The sequence below is a fragment of the Vibrio sp. NC2 genome (assembly GCF_025195005.1).
Taxonomy (GTDB): Bacteria; Pseudomonadota; Gammaproteobacteria; order Enterobacterales; family Vibrionaceae; genus Vibrio; species Vibrio splendidus.
Map to the genome: position 1 here is coordinate 30,909 of NZ_JANVFC010000026.1, position 15,228 is coordinate 46,136.

General features: G+C 43.6%; 16 protein-coding genes. All 16 read right to left on the minus strand.

Annotated features, from left to right (window positions below; genetic code table 11):
- Positions 1–32 precede the first annotated feature (32 nt).
- Positions 33–461 carry an MSHA biogenesis protein MshP gene (locus tag NX845_RS21190; RefSeq protein WP_260257125.1) on the minus strand — a complete coding sequence of 143 codons (429 nt, stop codon included), beginning with the start codon at positions 459–461 and terminating at the stop codon, positions 33–35.
- Entirely contained in the window at positions 451–1,191 is a 741-nt protein-coding gene (locus NX845_RS21195) for a prepilin-type N-terminal cleavage/methylation domain-containing protein (protein WP_260257126.1), read from the minus strand. Before NX845_RS21195 ends, NX845_RS21190 begins: the two co-directional genes overlap by 11 nt.
- Positions 1,191–1,760, minus strand: a complete 570-nt coding sequence (locus NX845_RS21200) for a prepilin-type N-terminal cleavage/methylation domain-containing protein (protein ID WP_260257127.1) — start codon at positions 1,758–1,760, stop codon at positions 1,191–1,193. The genes NX845_RS21195 and NX845_RS21200 overlap by 1 nt, the downstream gene beginning before the upstream one ends.
- On the minus strand, positions 1,757–2,248 hold the full coding sequence (locus tag NX845_RS21205) for a prepilin-type N-terminal cleavage/methylation domain-containing protein (protein WP_017096099.1): 492 nt from the start codon (positions 2,246–2,248) through the stop codon (positions 1,757–1,759). The genes NX845_RS21200 and NX845_RS21205 overlap by 4 nt, the downstream gene beginning before the upstream one ends.
- A 142-nt stretch (positions 2,249–2,390) precedes the next feature.
- Positions 2,391–2,867 carry a type II secretion system protein gene (locus NX845_RS21210; protein WP_017086987.1) on the minus strand — a complete coding sequence of 159 codons (477 nt, stop codon included), beginning with the start codon at positions 2,865–2,867 and terminating at the stop codon, positions 2,391–2,393.
- 35 nt (positions 2,868–2,902) lie between these two features.
- On the minus strand, positions 2,903–3,478 hold the full coding sequence (locus tag NX845_RS21215; protein ID WP_017096097.1) for a prepilin-type N-terminal cleavage/methylation domain-containing protein: 576 nt from the start codon (positions 3,476–3,478) through the stop codon (positions 2,903–2,905).
- Positions 3,479–3,557: 79 nt separating this feature from the next.
- Entirely contained in the window at positions 3,558–4,013 is a 456-nt protein-coding gene (locus NX845_RS21220; RefSeq protein ID WP_017096096.1) for a hypothetical protein, read from the minus strand.
- Positions 4,014–4,016: 3 nt separating this feature from the next.
- Positions 4,017–5,240: a type II secretion system F family protein gene (locus tag NX845_RS21225; protein WP_017096095.1), complete on the minus strand. Its 1,224-nt coding sequence runs from the start codon at positions 5,238–5,240 to the stop codon at positions 4,017–4,019.
- 12 nt (positions 5,241–5,252) lie between these two features.
- On the minus strand, positions 5,253–6,977 hold the full coding sequence (locus NX845_RS21230) for a GspE/PulE family protein (RefSeq protein ID WP_017078837.1): 1,725 nt from the start codon (positions 6,975–6,977) through the stop codon (positions 5,253–5,255).
- Positions 6,967–8,118 (minus strand): lipopolysaccharide assembly protein LapB, encoded by a 1,152-nt coding sequence (locus NX845_RS21235; protein WP_029406098.1) that lies wholly within the window; start codon positions 8,116–8,118, stop codon positions 6,967–6,969. Before NX845_RS21235 ends, NX845_RS21230 begins: the two co-directional genes overlap by 11 nt.
- A gap of 2 nt (positions 8,119–8,120) precedes the next feature.
- Positions 8,121–8,960: an ExeA family protein gene (locus NX845_RS21240; RefSeq protein ID WP_017092365.1), complete on the minus strand. Its 840-nt coding sequence runs from the start codon at positions 8,958–8,960 to the stop codon at positions 8,121–8,123.
- A gap of 52 nt (positions 8,961–9,012) precedes the next feature.
- On the minus strand, positions 9,013–10,680 hold the full coding sequence (gene mshL, locus NX845_RS21245) for a pilus (MSHA type) biogenesis protein MshL (protein WP_017096093.1): 1,668 nt from the start codon (positions 10,678–10,680) through the stop codon (positions 9,013–9,015).
- Positions 10,681–10,695: 15 nt separating this feature from the next.
- Positions 10,696–11,028: a hypothetical protein gene (locus NX845_RS21250; protein WP_004735948.1), complete on the minus strand. Its 333-nt coding sequence runs from the start codon at positions 11,026–11,028 to the stop codon at positions 10,696–10,698.
- Complete coding sequence (pilO, locus tag NX845_RS21255) at positions 11,021–11,668, minus strand: type 4a pilus biogenesis protein PilO (protein ID WP_065606686.1); 648 nt, start codon at positions 11,666–11,668, stop codon at positions 11,021–11,023. The genes NX845_RS21250 and pilO overlap by 8 nt, the downstream gene beginning before the upstream one ends.
- Positions 11,668–13,110 (minus strand): MSHA biogenesis protein MshI, encoded by a 1,443-nt coding sequence (locus tag NX845_RS21260; RefSeq protein ID WP_108092223.1) that lies wholly within the window; start codon positions 13,108–13,110, stop codon positions 11,668–11,670. The genes pilO and NX845_RS21260 overlap by 1 nt, the downstream gene beginning before the upstream one ends.
- A 2-nt stretch (positions 13,111–13,112) precedes the next feature.
- Positions 13,113–15,128: an RNase E specificity factor CsrD gene (csrD, locus tag NX845_RS21265; protein WP_102447072.1), complete on the minus strand. Its 2,016-nt coding sequence runs from the start codon at positions 15,126–15,128 to the stop codon at positions 13,113–13,115.
- Positions 15,129–15,228 lie beyond the last annotated feature (100 nt).

Genomic DNA, 15,228 nt, shown 5'->3' on the forward strand with positions numbered 1-15,228 from the left:
GGGTTCTTAGAAACTTTATACTATTCATGTCACTACTCCTTCACCCAAACTTCTTGAATTCGTTGCACTTGGTTAATACCTGAACCACAAATGGCAGTAGATTCTATTTTGAAAAAGCCAACACCATCTAACACTCCGATCTGACTGCAAGTTAACTCATCGACGGTACAGATAGTCGACATACCACTACTCACTTGGTTTGAGTTTAAGTTGCTACACACAGTGCTCACACTGGTTGAAACCGCAGGCGAAACCGTTAGTGGATAAACTTGAGTAAGTGCCCACTCATTCGCGGAGTGTGCAAGCAGCCAAGCCTGAGTTCCAAGCTGCTTACGTGTCAATGTGTCGTGATTTGACCACTGGACCTGTACTAAAGAAGTCGCAAGGAAGCCCATCACCACAATAACAAATATCGCGACGATCAAAACACTGCCTTGTTGAGATGATTTTCTATGGCGCATTGAGTACCTGCACATCTTGTTGGTAAACGCTTACTTCACTGTTTTGCTCAAGCACAAGATCGATGTGAATCACGCCACCTCGCTGCAAGCTTGGCTCTTCGTAGCGGAAGTTACTTTGAGCATAATTGATGCTATCCGCAACGGTGATTCCATTGCGCTGAATTAGGCCTTGGTTCTGAACGGTATCATTCACTAAACAGTAACTCACCGAAGCACTCTCATCGTAAATATAATGACGTTTAGCAATAGATTGACTACTCAAACTTACGGAAGAAACGGTAAACACATTGTTAGTTGAGACTAACCCCGACACAGGAATTCGCTTAGTCGAATCCTCTCCGAACTCTGAATAATCCGTTGGGTTAATAATTAGAAAATCGTCTGCGTCGAGTATTGGGGAGTCTTGGCCGATAATAAAATTCAACTCATCTGTCGCTTCATCAAGGTGATAAAAACCTGAGTATTTAATAGCGTAAAAGGTGAGACATTTTTGAGCAAAGGCCGAAGTAGGGGTAATACTCGAATCAAAACTGTTGGGAACCGCGTGACTGATTTCTCGCGACATTTTCTCAACAACAAATTGCCCTTTCACTTGCACCTTTTGCCGGTCAATAGTCTCAACATACCCTTTCATGCCATATTCAACAAAACCTGCGATAGCGAGACCGATGACGGCAACCACAACAATGGTTACGATCATTTCTATAAGAGTAAAACCACGTTGTTTCATTAGTAGTTCCCCTTATAGGCAATCACGCTGTAGCGGTTATTACCACCAAAGATCTGTACTTCAACGCGCTTCATCGTACCAATAGTATTATCGTTAACACCGTCCATGTTTTGATCATACACCACCGAAATCTCAACACGAAAATTGGCATAACTGTCTTCAATGTTTTCGTCTAGGATATTAGCGAGCGGGTACTTCGTTGATGAGACACACGCTGACTCCGTAGTATCGGTGTACCAACAACCGATATAGTCATCAACATCATTGAAAGCTGCGGGGGTTGCCTCTGAACCATCCACTCCGAGTTCATTGGGAGCAGAACAAGCGGTCGCACCTGCATCACCACAGCGCACCAGACCACCATCAAAGTCACTATGTTCGTCAAAGCCACGCGCCAAAATTTGATTCATCAAACTCTGCCCTAACGCCACTGAACGATTTTGATATTGCGGGTCGGCCGAGCTTGCCACTTGAGGTGCTAAAAAGCTGGTAATCGTGACCATCGCAATACCCAATACGATAATCACCACAATGCTTTCAATTAGAGTAAAGCCACGTGAGCGAATCATAGGCACGTCCCTTCACGCACATAGCCTTGAGAATTAATACACACCTGAGCGCTATTACTAGAGGCATTTGAATTAATAGTAATATTAACCCCAGCGCTCACCGAAGGATTACCTAATAAATCAAAATCGATAATTGTATTCGCTGGAGAAAATGAAATATCGGACTCACGTACATAGTCACTACGCGCATCAGCTTGTGATTTTTGAGCGCTATTCGATAGATTTAGACTGCATGCCGTAACTGAACCTAGACAATCACTATTGATAGCAAGACGAAAGCTGTCATTAGCAGCGGAAACGTTTGATTGCATTCGATTAACTTGGATTTGACGGATAACAGAGATGACCTGCTCTTGGGCAGCAAAGGTAGAAAAACTAGAGGTTCCAGCGAAACGACTCGCGGCAAAAGTTGAAATAATACCGAGGATAATGATAACGATGATCAGCTCTACCAGAGTAAAGCCTTTGGAGATGGGGCTGTTATCCATAATGAGCCTCTAACTGCCTAGCGAATACTGATTATACAAGATAACGAAGCTTACGATATTATGTATATGAATAGCTTTGATCTTTGTGTGCTTTGGATAGAAAAAAGGCCAGCAGGAGCTGGCCTTAAAATAACAATTTATCTTACTGACAAACTTTAGCATTACCCGTAGAAACACCATCAACAACACGTGCAGTTGCTTGTGCTGCAGACGTAGCAGCAGTGTAACGCACACATTGAGTAGTATAACCAGTTAGACCGTAGTCTACAGTCGCCCCTTCGGTTGCGGCAGTACCAGCTTTCAAGACAACAAAGCCATCTAGGTCTGTTGCAGCACCAATACCTGCAGATGTTGCTTCAGGATAACCATAAACGGTTTGGATAGTTGTATTCCCTTCTGAAACAGCTGAATCTGCAATCGCTTCAACACCATCAATCGCGGCCTTACCAAAAGTGATTCCTGCTGCACCGTTCATTGCTCCAGCTAAACCTTGAAGTGCAGATTCTTTTGCATCATCTTGCAGGTTAAGGAAACGTGGTGCCGCAGTTACAGCAAGAATACCCAGAATAACAATTACAACCACTAGTTCGATTAGGGTGAAACCGCCTTGTCTTTTCATAGTTAAGCTCTCTCTATGTTTAATTTTACGCAGACTTACTGCAAAGTTACGGTCACACGACCAGTTTTAATTTCGTAAACAAATTGGTGCTCGGTATTACCTTCTAACTGAATGTAAGTACACGTTGCATCACCTGAATTCGCTTGCGCTGAATATTTGTAATTTGAGTCGCTAGCAACATCTGAAACCGCACCGACTTTAGGGGGGTTTTGCAGTAAGTTTTCCATCAACTCAGAACAGGTTTCATCTGAAATATCTTGTGGTGCAGTGCTCGAATCGTTGTTCAGAGTCCATGGGTAGCCATCTCTAAAATCGGTATCGACATTGTTACTGTTCTTTGATCTTGTTAACCAAAAATCAACACCATCATAATTTACAGTATTGTATGTTTCAACACCTATATTCTCTGACGGCCTAGCTTCTGCTTCCCACTGTGCTCTTGCCGACAAAACGGCGGTTGCAAAACCACCAGCGACACCTTCAATACTTGATTTCTTGGCTGCATCCGTCACATCTAAGAAACGAGGTAAAGCAGCAACCGCCAATAAACCAACGACAACAATCACTATAACCAACTCGACTAGGGAGAAACCCTTTTGATTTTTAAGCATTTTCTACCTACTCATCTAATTGCTAACGCGCATTATACATTTGCACACGTATAAAACCACAGAAAAACTGTCAATATTCTCACAAAGCCAAAATATTGGCTTTTACACTAAATCTTTCTTTTTCGAGCAATATATCTATCTGATACTTATCACTATAATGATAACGACAATGAAACTGTATGTTATCACTTTTATCTTCAATACTCGGTGAACTGAGCCCTAAAATGCTCTCTTGAGGGTATAATTCCTCAAGCCAATAATGACAGTCTCGCTCATCTCCTTGAATCGGCATTATCCAGCCTGTTCGGCTATAACTTTTAGGATGTTCCGAGCTATTGTTTTGCTCAGCACTCGATAACAAATACTGTTGTTTGAACAAATTTGCTTGCTCTAAAATCCGCTTGCTCGCGACGATCAATGCCGTGTTAGTTGCTTCTTCTTCTACCGTTTTAAAGGCAGAGAGCACCCCCACAATAAGAAAAAGAATAACGACACTCCAAATAACAAAACGTGAGCGTTGTAGGTTATTTAGCATTCCCTAGCCTTTGATTGCATCCAGCATTCCCCACATCGGTAGGAAAATACCCAGAGCTAAGATCAGCACCATACCAGCTACAACCACCAATAAAATAGGTTCAATCCTTGCGGTTAAGGTCTTTAAGTCATAATCGACTTCTCGATCATAAAAATCGGATACCTCAAGTAGCAACTCATCAATACGGCCGGTTTCTTCACCCACCGAAATCATTTGTATCACCAGTGGGGTGAAAATTTCGCTATTGATCGCTGTTGAAGAAACCGTACTACCGGCTTCTATTGCGGCTTTCATCGCCTGAACTCTCAACTCAAGAAATCGATTATCCAATGCTTCCGCAGACAACGACAGTGATTGATTCAGTGGTACACCGGCTTTTAGCATCAAGGCGAATGTGCGTGAAAATCGCGAAAGTAGCGCTCGATTCACTACCCCACCAATCACGGGTATTTTTAAGCGTAACCTGTCCCACTTTTCCAATCCTTTGTCTGTCTTAACCCATGCTTTGAAAGCAAAAATAAGACCAAAGATAACCGCGAGCATTAAGCCCCAGTAATTAACAAAGAACTCGGACATTCCAATCAAGATACGAGTTGGGAGCGGCAGGTCGACACCAAAGCGCGCAAACATACTAGAGAACTGTGGAATAACCTTAATATTGAGAATGAACATCGCGACCAAAATAAAGCTGATCACAAAGGTTGGATAACGCATCGCAGTCTTGATTCTCTTACGAGTCTCGACTTCTTGCTCATAGTATCCAGCCAATTGCAGCAAAGATTGGTCTAGACGACCGGTATTCTCACCAACCCCTATCATAGAGACAAACAGCGGACTGAACACCTTGGGATGCATCTGCATTGATGCTGATAATCCACGACCATTGGTTAACTCAGCAACCACATCTTCTAAGGCTGCTTTCAACTGCTTATTTTCACAGTTTTGGGTCAGGCCTTTCATCGACCTTAATAGTGGTACACCCGCCTTGGTTAGGCTGTATAACTGTCGACAAAATAGAACCAAGACTTCAAGCGGAACATTGGGTGAAAACAGACTCGATACATCCATATCCAGCACTGAACCACCACTTTTACCCAGTTTGATTGAGGTGGGAATAATCCCCTTACTCATCAAACTTTCTGCGGCAAGATCTTCGTTATTCGCATCTAACTGGCCAGTCACTTGGCTGCCATCAGAACTGCGACCTACATAACGATACGTTGGCATATCGCTCTACCCCTACAGATAAATTGGGTCAGTGGCACCGGAAGCATCGCCTTCACCAAGGTGCATGATCTCATCGAGGCTCACGACACCTTGCAAAGCTAACTCCATCGCAGAAGCCAACAACGGTTTGTAGTTTTTAGACCGCCTTGCCGTTTGAGCAAAGCCAACCGCATCATTCGCTCTGAGTGCATCCATCATGTCTTGCTCTAGCTCCAACATTTCAAATACACCAATACGCCCTCGATAACCGGTTAGGTTACAGTTCTGGCAACCACGACCTTTCATGAATGGCACAGCCACTTGATTAGGGAAACGTACGCTCAACCACTGCTTACGAGGTTCATCCAATTCATCCTCAACCTTACAATCAGTACACACTTTACGAACTAATCGCTGTGCCACTACCGCTCTCACGGCACTTGCCACAAGATAACCGGGAGCACCCATGTCCATCATACGCAGCGCACTGTCTACTGCATCGTTGGTATGCAGCGTACTTAACACTAAGTGGCCAGTCAGTGCGGCTCTCAAGCCAATCTCAACGGTTTCGTGGTCGCGCATCTCACCAATAAGGATGATATCGGGATCCTGACGAAGGAAAGTTCTGAGGATAGTAGAGAAATCGAGATTGATCTTAGGGTTTACCTGAACTTGGTTCACACGAGGAAGGCGGTATTCCACCGGATCTTCCGCGGTAATGATCTTTTTGCCCGGCTCGTTTAATTCGCTTAGCGCACCATAAAGGGTGGTTGTTTTACCTGAACCCGTCGGGCCAGTGACCAAAATCATGCCATGTGGGCGGCGTAACTGTTGACGAAGTCGAACCAACAGATCACTTGGTATACCTGACGCCTCTAACTTACGAAGGCCGGCGGATTGGTTGAGAAGACGCATAACCACAGACTCACCATGTTGCACGGGCATAGTCGACATACGAATATCAACAGACTGACCTTTGGCTCGAATGTTAAAACGACCATCTTGAGGAAGACGCTTCTCTGAGATATCGAGGTTTGCCATTAACTTCAAGCGCAGTACGAGTGCAGAAGCAATATTGACTTCATTCAGCAGTGTTTCATGCAGCACGCCATCAATACGCTGACGAAGACGCAATACGTTTGAATCTGGCTCAATATGAATATCAGATGCACCGACTTGGATTGCATCTTCAAATAGCGAGTTGATCAGCTTAACGACCGTAACTTCGTCACTGTCTTCACCAGCAATATCAAAATCAAAGGCGTCATTGACTTGGTGTTCGGCATGAAGCTGCTCGGCGAAAGACGCTATTTCTTTGGTTCGGCGGTAATAGCGATCAAAGCCATCCACTAATTGTCTTTCTTGAGCGACAACGAATTCAAGCGCGTAGTCACCTAGTTGGCCAAGCAAAGATTCCTGAGCAAACAAGTCCGCAGGATCACTCATGGCGACACGTAACGTATCGCCTTGGCGTCCAATCACCAATGCACGAAGACGACGAGCATGCACTTCAGGTAAAAGCTGTACCGCTTCAACATCAACAACGGCTCGACTTAAATCAATCAGAGGAATAGCGAGTTGCTGAGACAAGAAACTCAACATCTGTTGTTCTGATAAGAAACCAAGTTCAATCAGCGCATCACCTAGCTTACGACCGGTACTTTTTTGAGCAGAAAGAGCTTGTTCAACTTGGGCCTCAGTGATGATTCCCTCTTCGACGAGCAAATCACCTAGCCTTTTTCTTAATCTAATTTGCATCGCCACTCTCCTCTAAAGCTTTGATTATTTTTAAGCGGTCACGCACAAAGTTTTGCGATTGAGATGAGATTCCAACTCTGGTTAAGGCACCTTGGTATGACTCTTTTGCAGCAGAAAAATCAAGTTGACGCTCTTGTTGAATCGCAAGGCCAAGCCACCAGCGAGCATTATCTGAATCAACCTCGACTAACTTTTGGTAACTCTCGAGCGCGATGTCTTCTTGCTGAGATTTTTGACTCAACGCCGCACGCATAGCTAAATAATCTTGAGTAGGATTTGGTGGCAGGTGGATTAACGGGCTTAAAGCTGCTTCTGCTTGGTTAGCTTTAACCAGAAGTTTAGATAACCCTAATCGCAGTTTTTCACTGTTGATGTTGAGCTTGATACCAGACTGATACAACTCATAGGCTTTGCGAGTATCGCCTTTACCAAAATAGAGAATCGCAAGTTTCTGACGGACATCTTCATTTCGTGGCGTGTAGCGTAGAGCTTCAGTGTAACCTTTCAAAGCACCAGTAAGATCATTCGCATCAAGCGCTTTCTGAGCTCGCCCTTGTGCATTCACTGATAACTGCTCAGGCGTTAGCTCTACCTGCTCAATCAACATTTCGCTATTTTCTGAACTGTCAGAAGATTCTTTCTCATTAGAGATAGGAGCCGGATCTTTTTTTGCCACGCTAGCAACGTAAATCGGCTTGGGAATGTCAATGTTACTCGCTTTAGCCGTGCTTAACGGTTTAGGCGTAACGTCAGGGGTTCTCGCTTTAGAAGTACTCGACGTTGTCGTTGGCTTAACTTGAACGTTATTTGCCGCTACTGTGCTTTCTGCGGAACGGGGCGTTAAATCTAGCGTCACTAATTTCTTGGTTGGCGATGAGAGTGTTTGAGTAACAACATCTTGCATTTCTCCAGAACTCTCTAAGACAGAGACCTGAACTTGTGCATCTCGAGTTGAGATTGAATGTTCAACGGTAGGGCCTTGTGATATCGCCCAACCACCCATCGCTAAACTCAAAGTAAAGCCCGCAACAACCCAAACCAATGGGGAACGCGTTTTTACTTTAGGTACGATTGCTGCTTCAATCGAAGTCGCTGACTTTTTCTTTGCCAATTCAGACAAGGCGTTATTTATGACGCTCATAATTAATTCCAACCCCACAATATTGGCGTTTTAAATTTAGGCTTACATACATCGTAAGTTTCATGCATGGCTGAAAACAGGTGCTGGTTGTCGATACTTTTCTTATCTTCACTGAACGAGAGCAAAAGAGCCTTATGGCATAGTTGATTTATCAATCTTGGAATACCTAACGAGGAGCGACAAATCGCCTTTTTTTGATTCAAACTGAACAATTCAGGATTGCCACCAGATTTAGCGATCCGATTATCAATATACGCCACCGTTTCATCGAGAGTGAGCGGCCTCAGTGTTGAACTAAACGTGATTCTTTGACGAAACTGCCTAAGGTGATAAGCCTCTAATCGATCATCCAACTCAGGTTGCCCTAATAAAACAATTTGCAGCAATTTTTTATCTTCAGTTTCAAGGTTACCGAACAACCTTAATGTTTCGAGAGCTTCATCCGATAGAGCTTGAGCTTCATCAAGAATCGCTACCACTCTTAAACCTGAGTTGTGTAACTCAATGAGCTTATGCTGAATGTTATCAACTAAGGTTGCTTCATTATCGATAGTCAAACCCAGTTCTTTCGCAACAGCTTGGCGTAAATCAGCACCAGAAAGTACAGGGTTTGGCAGGTAAATAAGAGCCGTACAATCATTTAGGTGATTGACCAACATCCGACAAACCATGGTTTTTCCAGTACCAACCTCTCCGGTGACCTTAATCACGCCCTCGCCCATTTCTAACGCTGAGATCACCGTCTGAATCGCTTCGAAATGAGGCGCTAAACCATAAAATAAATCGGTATTCGGCGTTAAAGTAAATGGCAGTTGTTCAAAACCAAAGTGAGCTTGATACATCAGTGACCTAGCTTAGTTAGATGCTGCCAATCTACATTGAGAAAGTGAGCGATTACTCTTCATCAGGGAACCACTGCTGCAGCAGATCTCGAGAGCGTTCTAACTCAGTTTGCCAAGTGTTGACGCCAACAATCGTTGGTTTTAGTAAGATCACAAGCTCAGTTTTTTGCGTCAACTGACTGGTATTACGGAACAAATGACCGAGTGCTGGGATATCGCCAAGGAATGGGACTTTCGACGTTATATCACTGGTGTTTGATTTCATTAATCCACCAATCACCACAACATCACCATCTTGTGCACGAATCACTGAGTCAGATTCACGAATAGAGCTTTTTGCCAATGGAAGTGAAACAATACCTGTAGTTGAACCAAGATTAAGCTCTTTCACCTCTTCTGCAACCTCAATAACGGCTGGGTGGACATGCAAGAACACACTGCCTTTATCATCGATCTGAGGTGTCACATCTAAAGAGATACCAGAGAAGAACGGAGTTAACTCAACCTCAGGGGCCACATTCGCGTTATCACCACTACCAACTGCACTTGATAAGTCAGTTACGTAGTATTCGTCGGTACCCACTTTTATCACTGCTTTTTGGTTATTAGCAGCAGTCACCCTTGGGCTAGATAGGACGTTCAAGTCACCCTGTGTACCCATGAAACTCAATACTGCTTCAAAGCTACCACCAGAGACAACAAGGTTAGATTGACCACCTAAAGCAGCACCGATTGGGTCCATACCTGGCAATGTACCCGGGATAATTGCACCAGCGGCATCTTTAACAATAGAGCCCATACCTATCGTATAGTTAGTACCATTCGACGAGAACATCTTGGTCCAGTTGATGCCTTGTTGATAGCCATCACTTAAGGTCACTTCCATGATTTTGGCTTCCAAGATAACTTGGCGCTGCAAACGCTTCTGAGAAATGCCTAAGAACTCTCGAACCTCACGAATTTCGTCAGGGTAAGCACGAACCGTAATCACGCTGGCTTGTGGCGTTACCACTACGCTTTGCCCATCACCAGAACCAATGAGGTGAGCAACTGCCGCTTCAAGCTGTGGCCAGAAATCACTTTCAGAGGTCGTTTCAATCTCTGTTCCGCCATTCGATGTCGAATTCGATGAGTTAGAAGAGTTGGATGAATTTGACGAGTTTGAGTTCGAGCTTGAAGAGCTCGATGAATTCGAATCTGAGTTAGAGATCGTTCCGGTGGTGATGGTCGTCAATGAGCGACCTGAACGCTTCACTTGTAAGTAATCAACCGGGATCGTAACCGTGCGCAGACCAGCAGGGTAAATCTGAATAACTTTGCCACGTTTTTCTATATCGTAGCCATACATATCCTGAGCAACAGCCAACACTTCATCTAACGTCACGTCAGTTAAATTAAGAGTAAGGTTTCCAGACACTCCAGGGTGAATAGCCGCGCTGTATTCAGTGCCTTTTACCAAGCTAGCAAAAAAGGTTCTCGCTTCAACACCTTTAGCTTGAATACGAAAACGCTTAACGGTTTCCATACCCGGAGACATGGCATCCGAATTAAGCTGAGGCATCAGGTCATCTTGTACCGACGAAGGAAGATCACGAAGCGCTTTGCTATTCGCTTCATTAATCGATTCGTTTAAAGACTCTTTGATCTCAACGGGATCTCGATGCCCCATCGAACAGCCGACTAAAGATGACACTAGGATTGCTACTACAAGTTTACGCATGTCTTCACTCTAACCTTAATTATTCTTAACATCTAAAGAGAACATCTCTAATTTCCACTGCTTAGAGCTTCTCTGCAGAGTGACGTATTCTGGATCTATGTTCTTAACTCGGTACCCTCTGATCGTTTCTCCTTGACCGAGAATCTGACCATTCATAATGGCATAGCAAGGTGTATCGCCTTTGCACACAATGCTTTCTAGAGAAGGTAAGCGGTAACGAGTTGGCGCCTTTTTAGCTGACGTTGTTTTTTGTTGTGGCGTCAACCAGCCTAATGGCGCTGTAGGATCCTGTTCGGCCCAAGCCATTTGGCTACTAAAAAGTAATGACAACAAAAGAGTTCTAACCACCGATAAACTCCTGTCTAGTACCTAGTGTGTAAACCTCAAACACCAGTCGAGCTTTAGGGTATTCTTCGACCGAATACTGAAATGTGCGCCAGTAATAACTGACAGGAAGAGACTCAAGCGCTTGAAGATAAGCGGAAATATCAAAGTAACTGCCCGTTAATTCCATTCTTACAGGGTGAAGAAAGTAGCCTGAATATTCACTGGTCTCTTGATTATTCGAAATTGCTTCTGGTTTTAACGACTCTAGCGATTCGAGCTTAAGTCCATTCCCGGCATTAAGAACACTCTCCAATAACTGAGACATTTGAGAAGGCGTGATCAGTCCATCGACAATCTGGGAAAGCTGAAGAGACAGATCTTGGCTCTCCACCAGCAGTTTTTTGTACTCTCGATTTATGTCTTTATCTGGGTCTTTGTTTAACTTAGCTTGAAGAACGAGCAACTCACCTTGCTGTCTCTGGTTTGACTGAGTCAGATTCATCGTCTTTGCATTTTTAGCCTGTAAATCGAGATACGCAGGCTCAACCAACAAGGTGAACAACAACATGAATAGGCCAACAAAACCACACACGAAAAGTAGCCATTTTTCTCTCTGACTTAATGCAAGAAACTTATCGCTGAGCTGGTTCCACTGCTGCATTATTTACTCTCCCTGCGAGTACTTAGCTCAAACGTCACCACATCCTGATCATTGCGACCAATTTTTAGTTTTTCAAAAGCACGTCCAACTAAATTAAGCTCACTTTTAAACTGACCAATCCAGTTAGGAACCACATTTGCGTTACGAGCAAAGCCACTAAGATCTAAAGTATCGTGAGTCATGTAGATGTGCGAAAGAGAGATGTCATTTCGGCCTAATTTAGCTAAGGAATTCATGACGCCAGAATACCCGACTTGTTGTGATTCGTCGTATTGTCCTACCGCCTTCAAAGCCTCTTTTTTAGCCTGAGTCTCACGTTTGAGACGCGCAACTGCCGCCACTTTCTCTGGAGACGGTTTATGCTGAGTTAACTTACTATTCAATTGGTTAACTTGCTTGTTAAGCTGGTTCGAGTCATGTTGCAAAGCTGTTAGGGCTTTATCTAGATTAGAAGCTTGATACTGCATTACAAAGTAACCACCAAGTAGCAGTACACAAACGAGCCCCCAACTCGCAACAACATTGGTCAGCGTAAAATATTCTTTCTTAGGCTTGAGATGTTCAGGGTAAAGATTGACATTAAAAGCCTCTTTTTCAGCCGCGAGCTTAACCAACAAACTCTCTGAATTATCACGCTCACCTTCAACGAGCAGAGAAACTGTCGAACTCAATGTGTTATTTAACGCGCCTTGTAACTCAGACTCATCTTCCTCATCACAGCAGATTTTCAACTGATGAAGTTGAGTACCTTTAATTTGAGAAGAAAGGTAATCAATCGAGCGTTGGAGTTCTAGAGCAAGGCCATCTAACTGCAGAGCGCTTGATGCAACACCCGTTAAAGGTGGAACAACACTACGGATGGTTCTTTGAAAGCAAACAGTATTTTCAACAAACGCACCCAGCTTAAAGTGTGAATTGGCGCTGCGCTGCAAAAGGATGAAATTAGACAGTTCGCCAGCACTGTAACCCCAGATTTCATCTTCAGGAGCAACGCCTATTAATTCAACCTGAACCGAATTAGCAATATTCAAAAGCTTGTCTAACAGTTTTTTAGGCAGAACATACACTTGTAGCTTATTCGACGTCGGTAACGCGACCGCACTCGCGATAATTTCAGTCACTCTTTCAGAGACAAGATCTTTGAGTAAAAAAGGCAGGGCAACCGACCATTCACTCTCTGGAATGTCCGGTTTATCAATTTGGTAGGTTTGGTAGTAGTTAGCACAGACAATCAGCTGGAGGCTATTACTGGTAAACACCTCACTGCTAAGCGATTTTTTTAGCGCACTCTCCCAGTCCCCATTAACCACGGGAATGCTGGTTACTTGAGGTTCTTGTTCTGTCGATGAAATATAAATGGCATCGTTGCCTAACATGACAACTTGAGAGCTGCCTTTATTATTCGTTGGCTTTATCTTGTCTAAAATCGCTTTAAAATTCATTGTTAACTACTACTCTTACGCCATCGATTTCTTCGTCCAACTTTCACAACAGATTCCGCTTTCGCGACCTTTTCAGCTTGATTAGGCAAAGGGATAATTTGTTGTTCTTCGTCGAAATATCTCCCTTGATAGCCGTTAATGCCTAACTCTATCAAGGTGTTCTTTTCTTGTTTTGTCTCGACTCCAACGGCAATAACTTGAGTTGGGGAGTCACCGCATGCCCCAATTAAGCTTCGGACAAACAGTTGGTTCTCATGCCTTTGATCGATTTTCTTTATTAAGCTTCGATGAAGCTTAATGTAATTAACCTTTAAGTCTTTTATATAGTGAGTGCTAACAATGGTTCGTCCAGCTTGGCCAACCACCACTTTACACCCTAAACCTCGCAGCATCTTTGCCACCGGTCTCATATAATCAAGATGGGCAATCAAGTGCCCTTCTGGAAACTCAAACGCAAGCTGAGAGCGGTGCTGAGCAGAGAGCTGTAACAACTCACTTCTAAACCACTTAAAATGCTGTTTATTCGCAAATGGAGTAACATTCAGATTCACCGAATAGTTGAGAGGCTGAGTTGACTCTTTCAGCGATTTCAACAATACCTTTAGAACCGATTGGTCCATTTGAGCTTGATAACCCACTTGCTCTACCGCAGGCATAAATCGAGACGATTTCAATAAACCTTTATCAGGATCCTGAATTCTAGTGAATATTTCTCTATGTAATTCATTAGCTTGACCAGATTCCGGCATAAGATAACATCGCTGAGCAAAGATTACTAAATTTTCAGGAAGCAGCGCTTTATCCAATAATGTTCTCCAACGAACACTGCCTCTATCCAACTCATTTGTATTCTGCTTAGGGTAACGGCTCCAGTTATTAATACGCTCCAGCTGGGCACTCTTTAATGCTGTTTCCGTTTCATCCATGATCTGACTGTGACGCTCACCTTCGGTATACATGGTTACGCCAATATGGCACCAATTATCAGAATCTAAAGGCTCTGGCGGGGTTAGTTTATCTAACTGTCTTAAACACTGAGCCGCCAAGGTACCAATATCTTTAGCCCCTTGATGCGGAATAAATACGGCAAAATCAGCATCGTAATAACGAGAAAAAATGACATCAGGATAGCGTTGAACAATATTCGACAATACTTCGCCAACTTCGATAATAAAGCCGTCAGTGATTTGCTTGTCATTAACATCACGAACTTGCTCCCATTCGTCGATACGTATCAATAACACACCACCTCGAGCACCGCTTTCATGCAAAGCCGATTCAAGCTTGTTATCGAATAAGACTCGGTTTGCCGTGCCTGTGAGTTTGTCTAGGAAGGTATGGGTACGAATAAAGGTATCGAAGCGGCTTCTTTCTTGACGAGCATCTTGCAGCTCTTCGATCAAGACATCCAAGGCTTCACTTGCCGTGTATGGCCATTCAAGTTCATCTCCCTTTGCATGAGCCTCAACTTGCCCTGCGAGGATCATTCTTCCTCGCTCTTCCAAGATCTCAGAACCCATCAACTGTTCCTTCAACCAACGAACACCACGAGCCAGACAGAAAAGGATCAATGCAACTGCCAAAGTAATTGACCACATTGCTTCCATTGAGTAGCTATAACCAATATAAGGAGGCAATGCTTTAAACTCGATTCGATAACCTTCATTGCGCTCTAAAATGAAGCTTCTTTCATAAAGACGGTTGGGATCAATTTGTGGGGAGGTATCTTTGAAACGATAAACGATGCCAGTCTGGTTCGAGAGTTTCATCTCAACAATATTGCTCGCCTGCAACATCTTAGGCATCCAACGTTGCATCGAATACGCGGCGTCAGGATCTTCCATCTCTTTATCTACAACGTCGACAATACCAACCAAATAATGGTCTAAATATTCCTGTCCGATACGCTTAAAGGAAAGTGTGCCACCAATAAAAAGAATGAACATCGCACTGATCACTATCACAGTGACAAATGCGACCAATCGAGTGCTCAATTTTAGTGTCGGGGTATATCTCATGAATAACGAAATCCTTTTCAACTCACATTATACCGTATTGCTACTTATACTATAAATTGACGTTGTAAATAAAGCGTTAAGAATTCTAGGTAACAAAAAG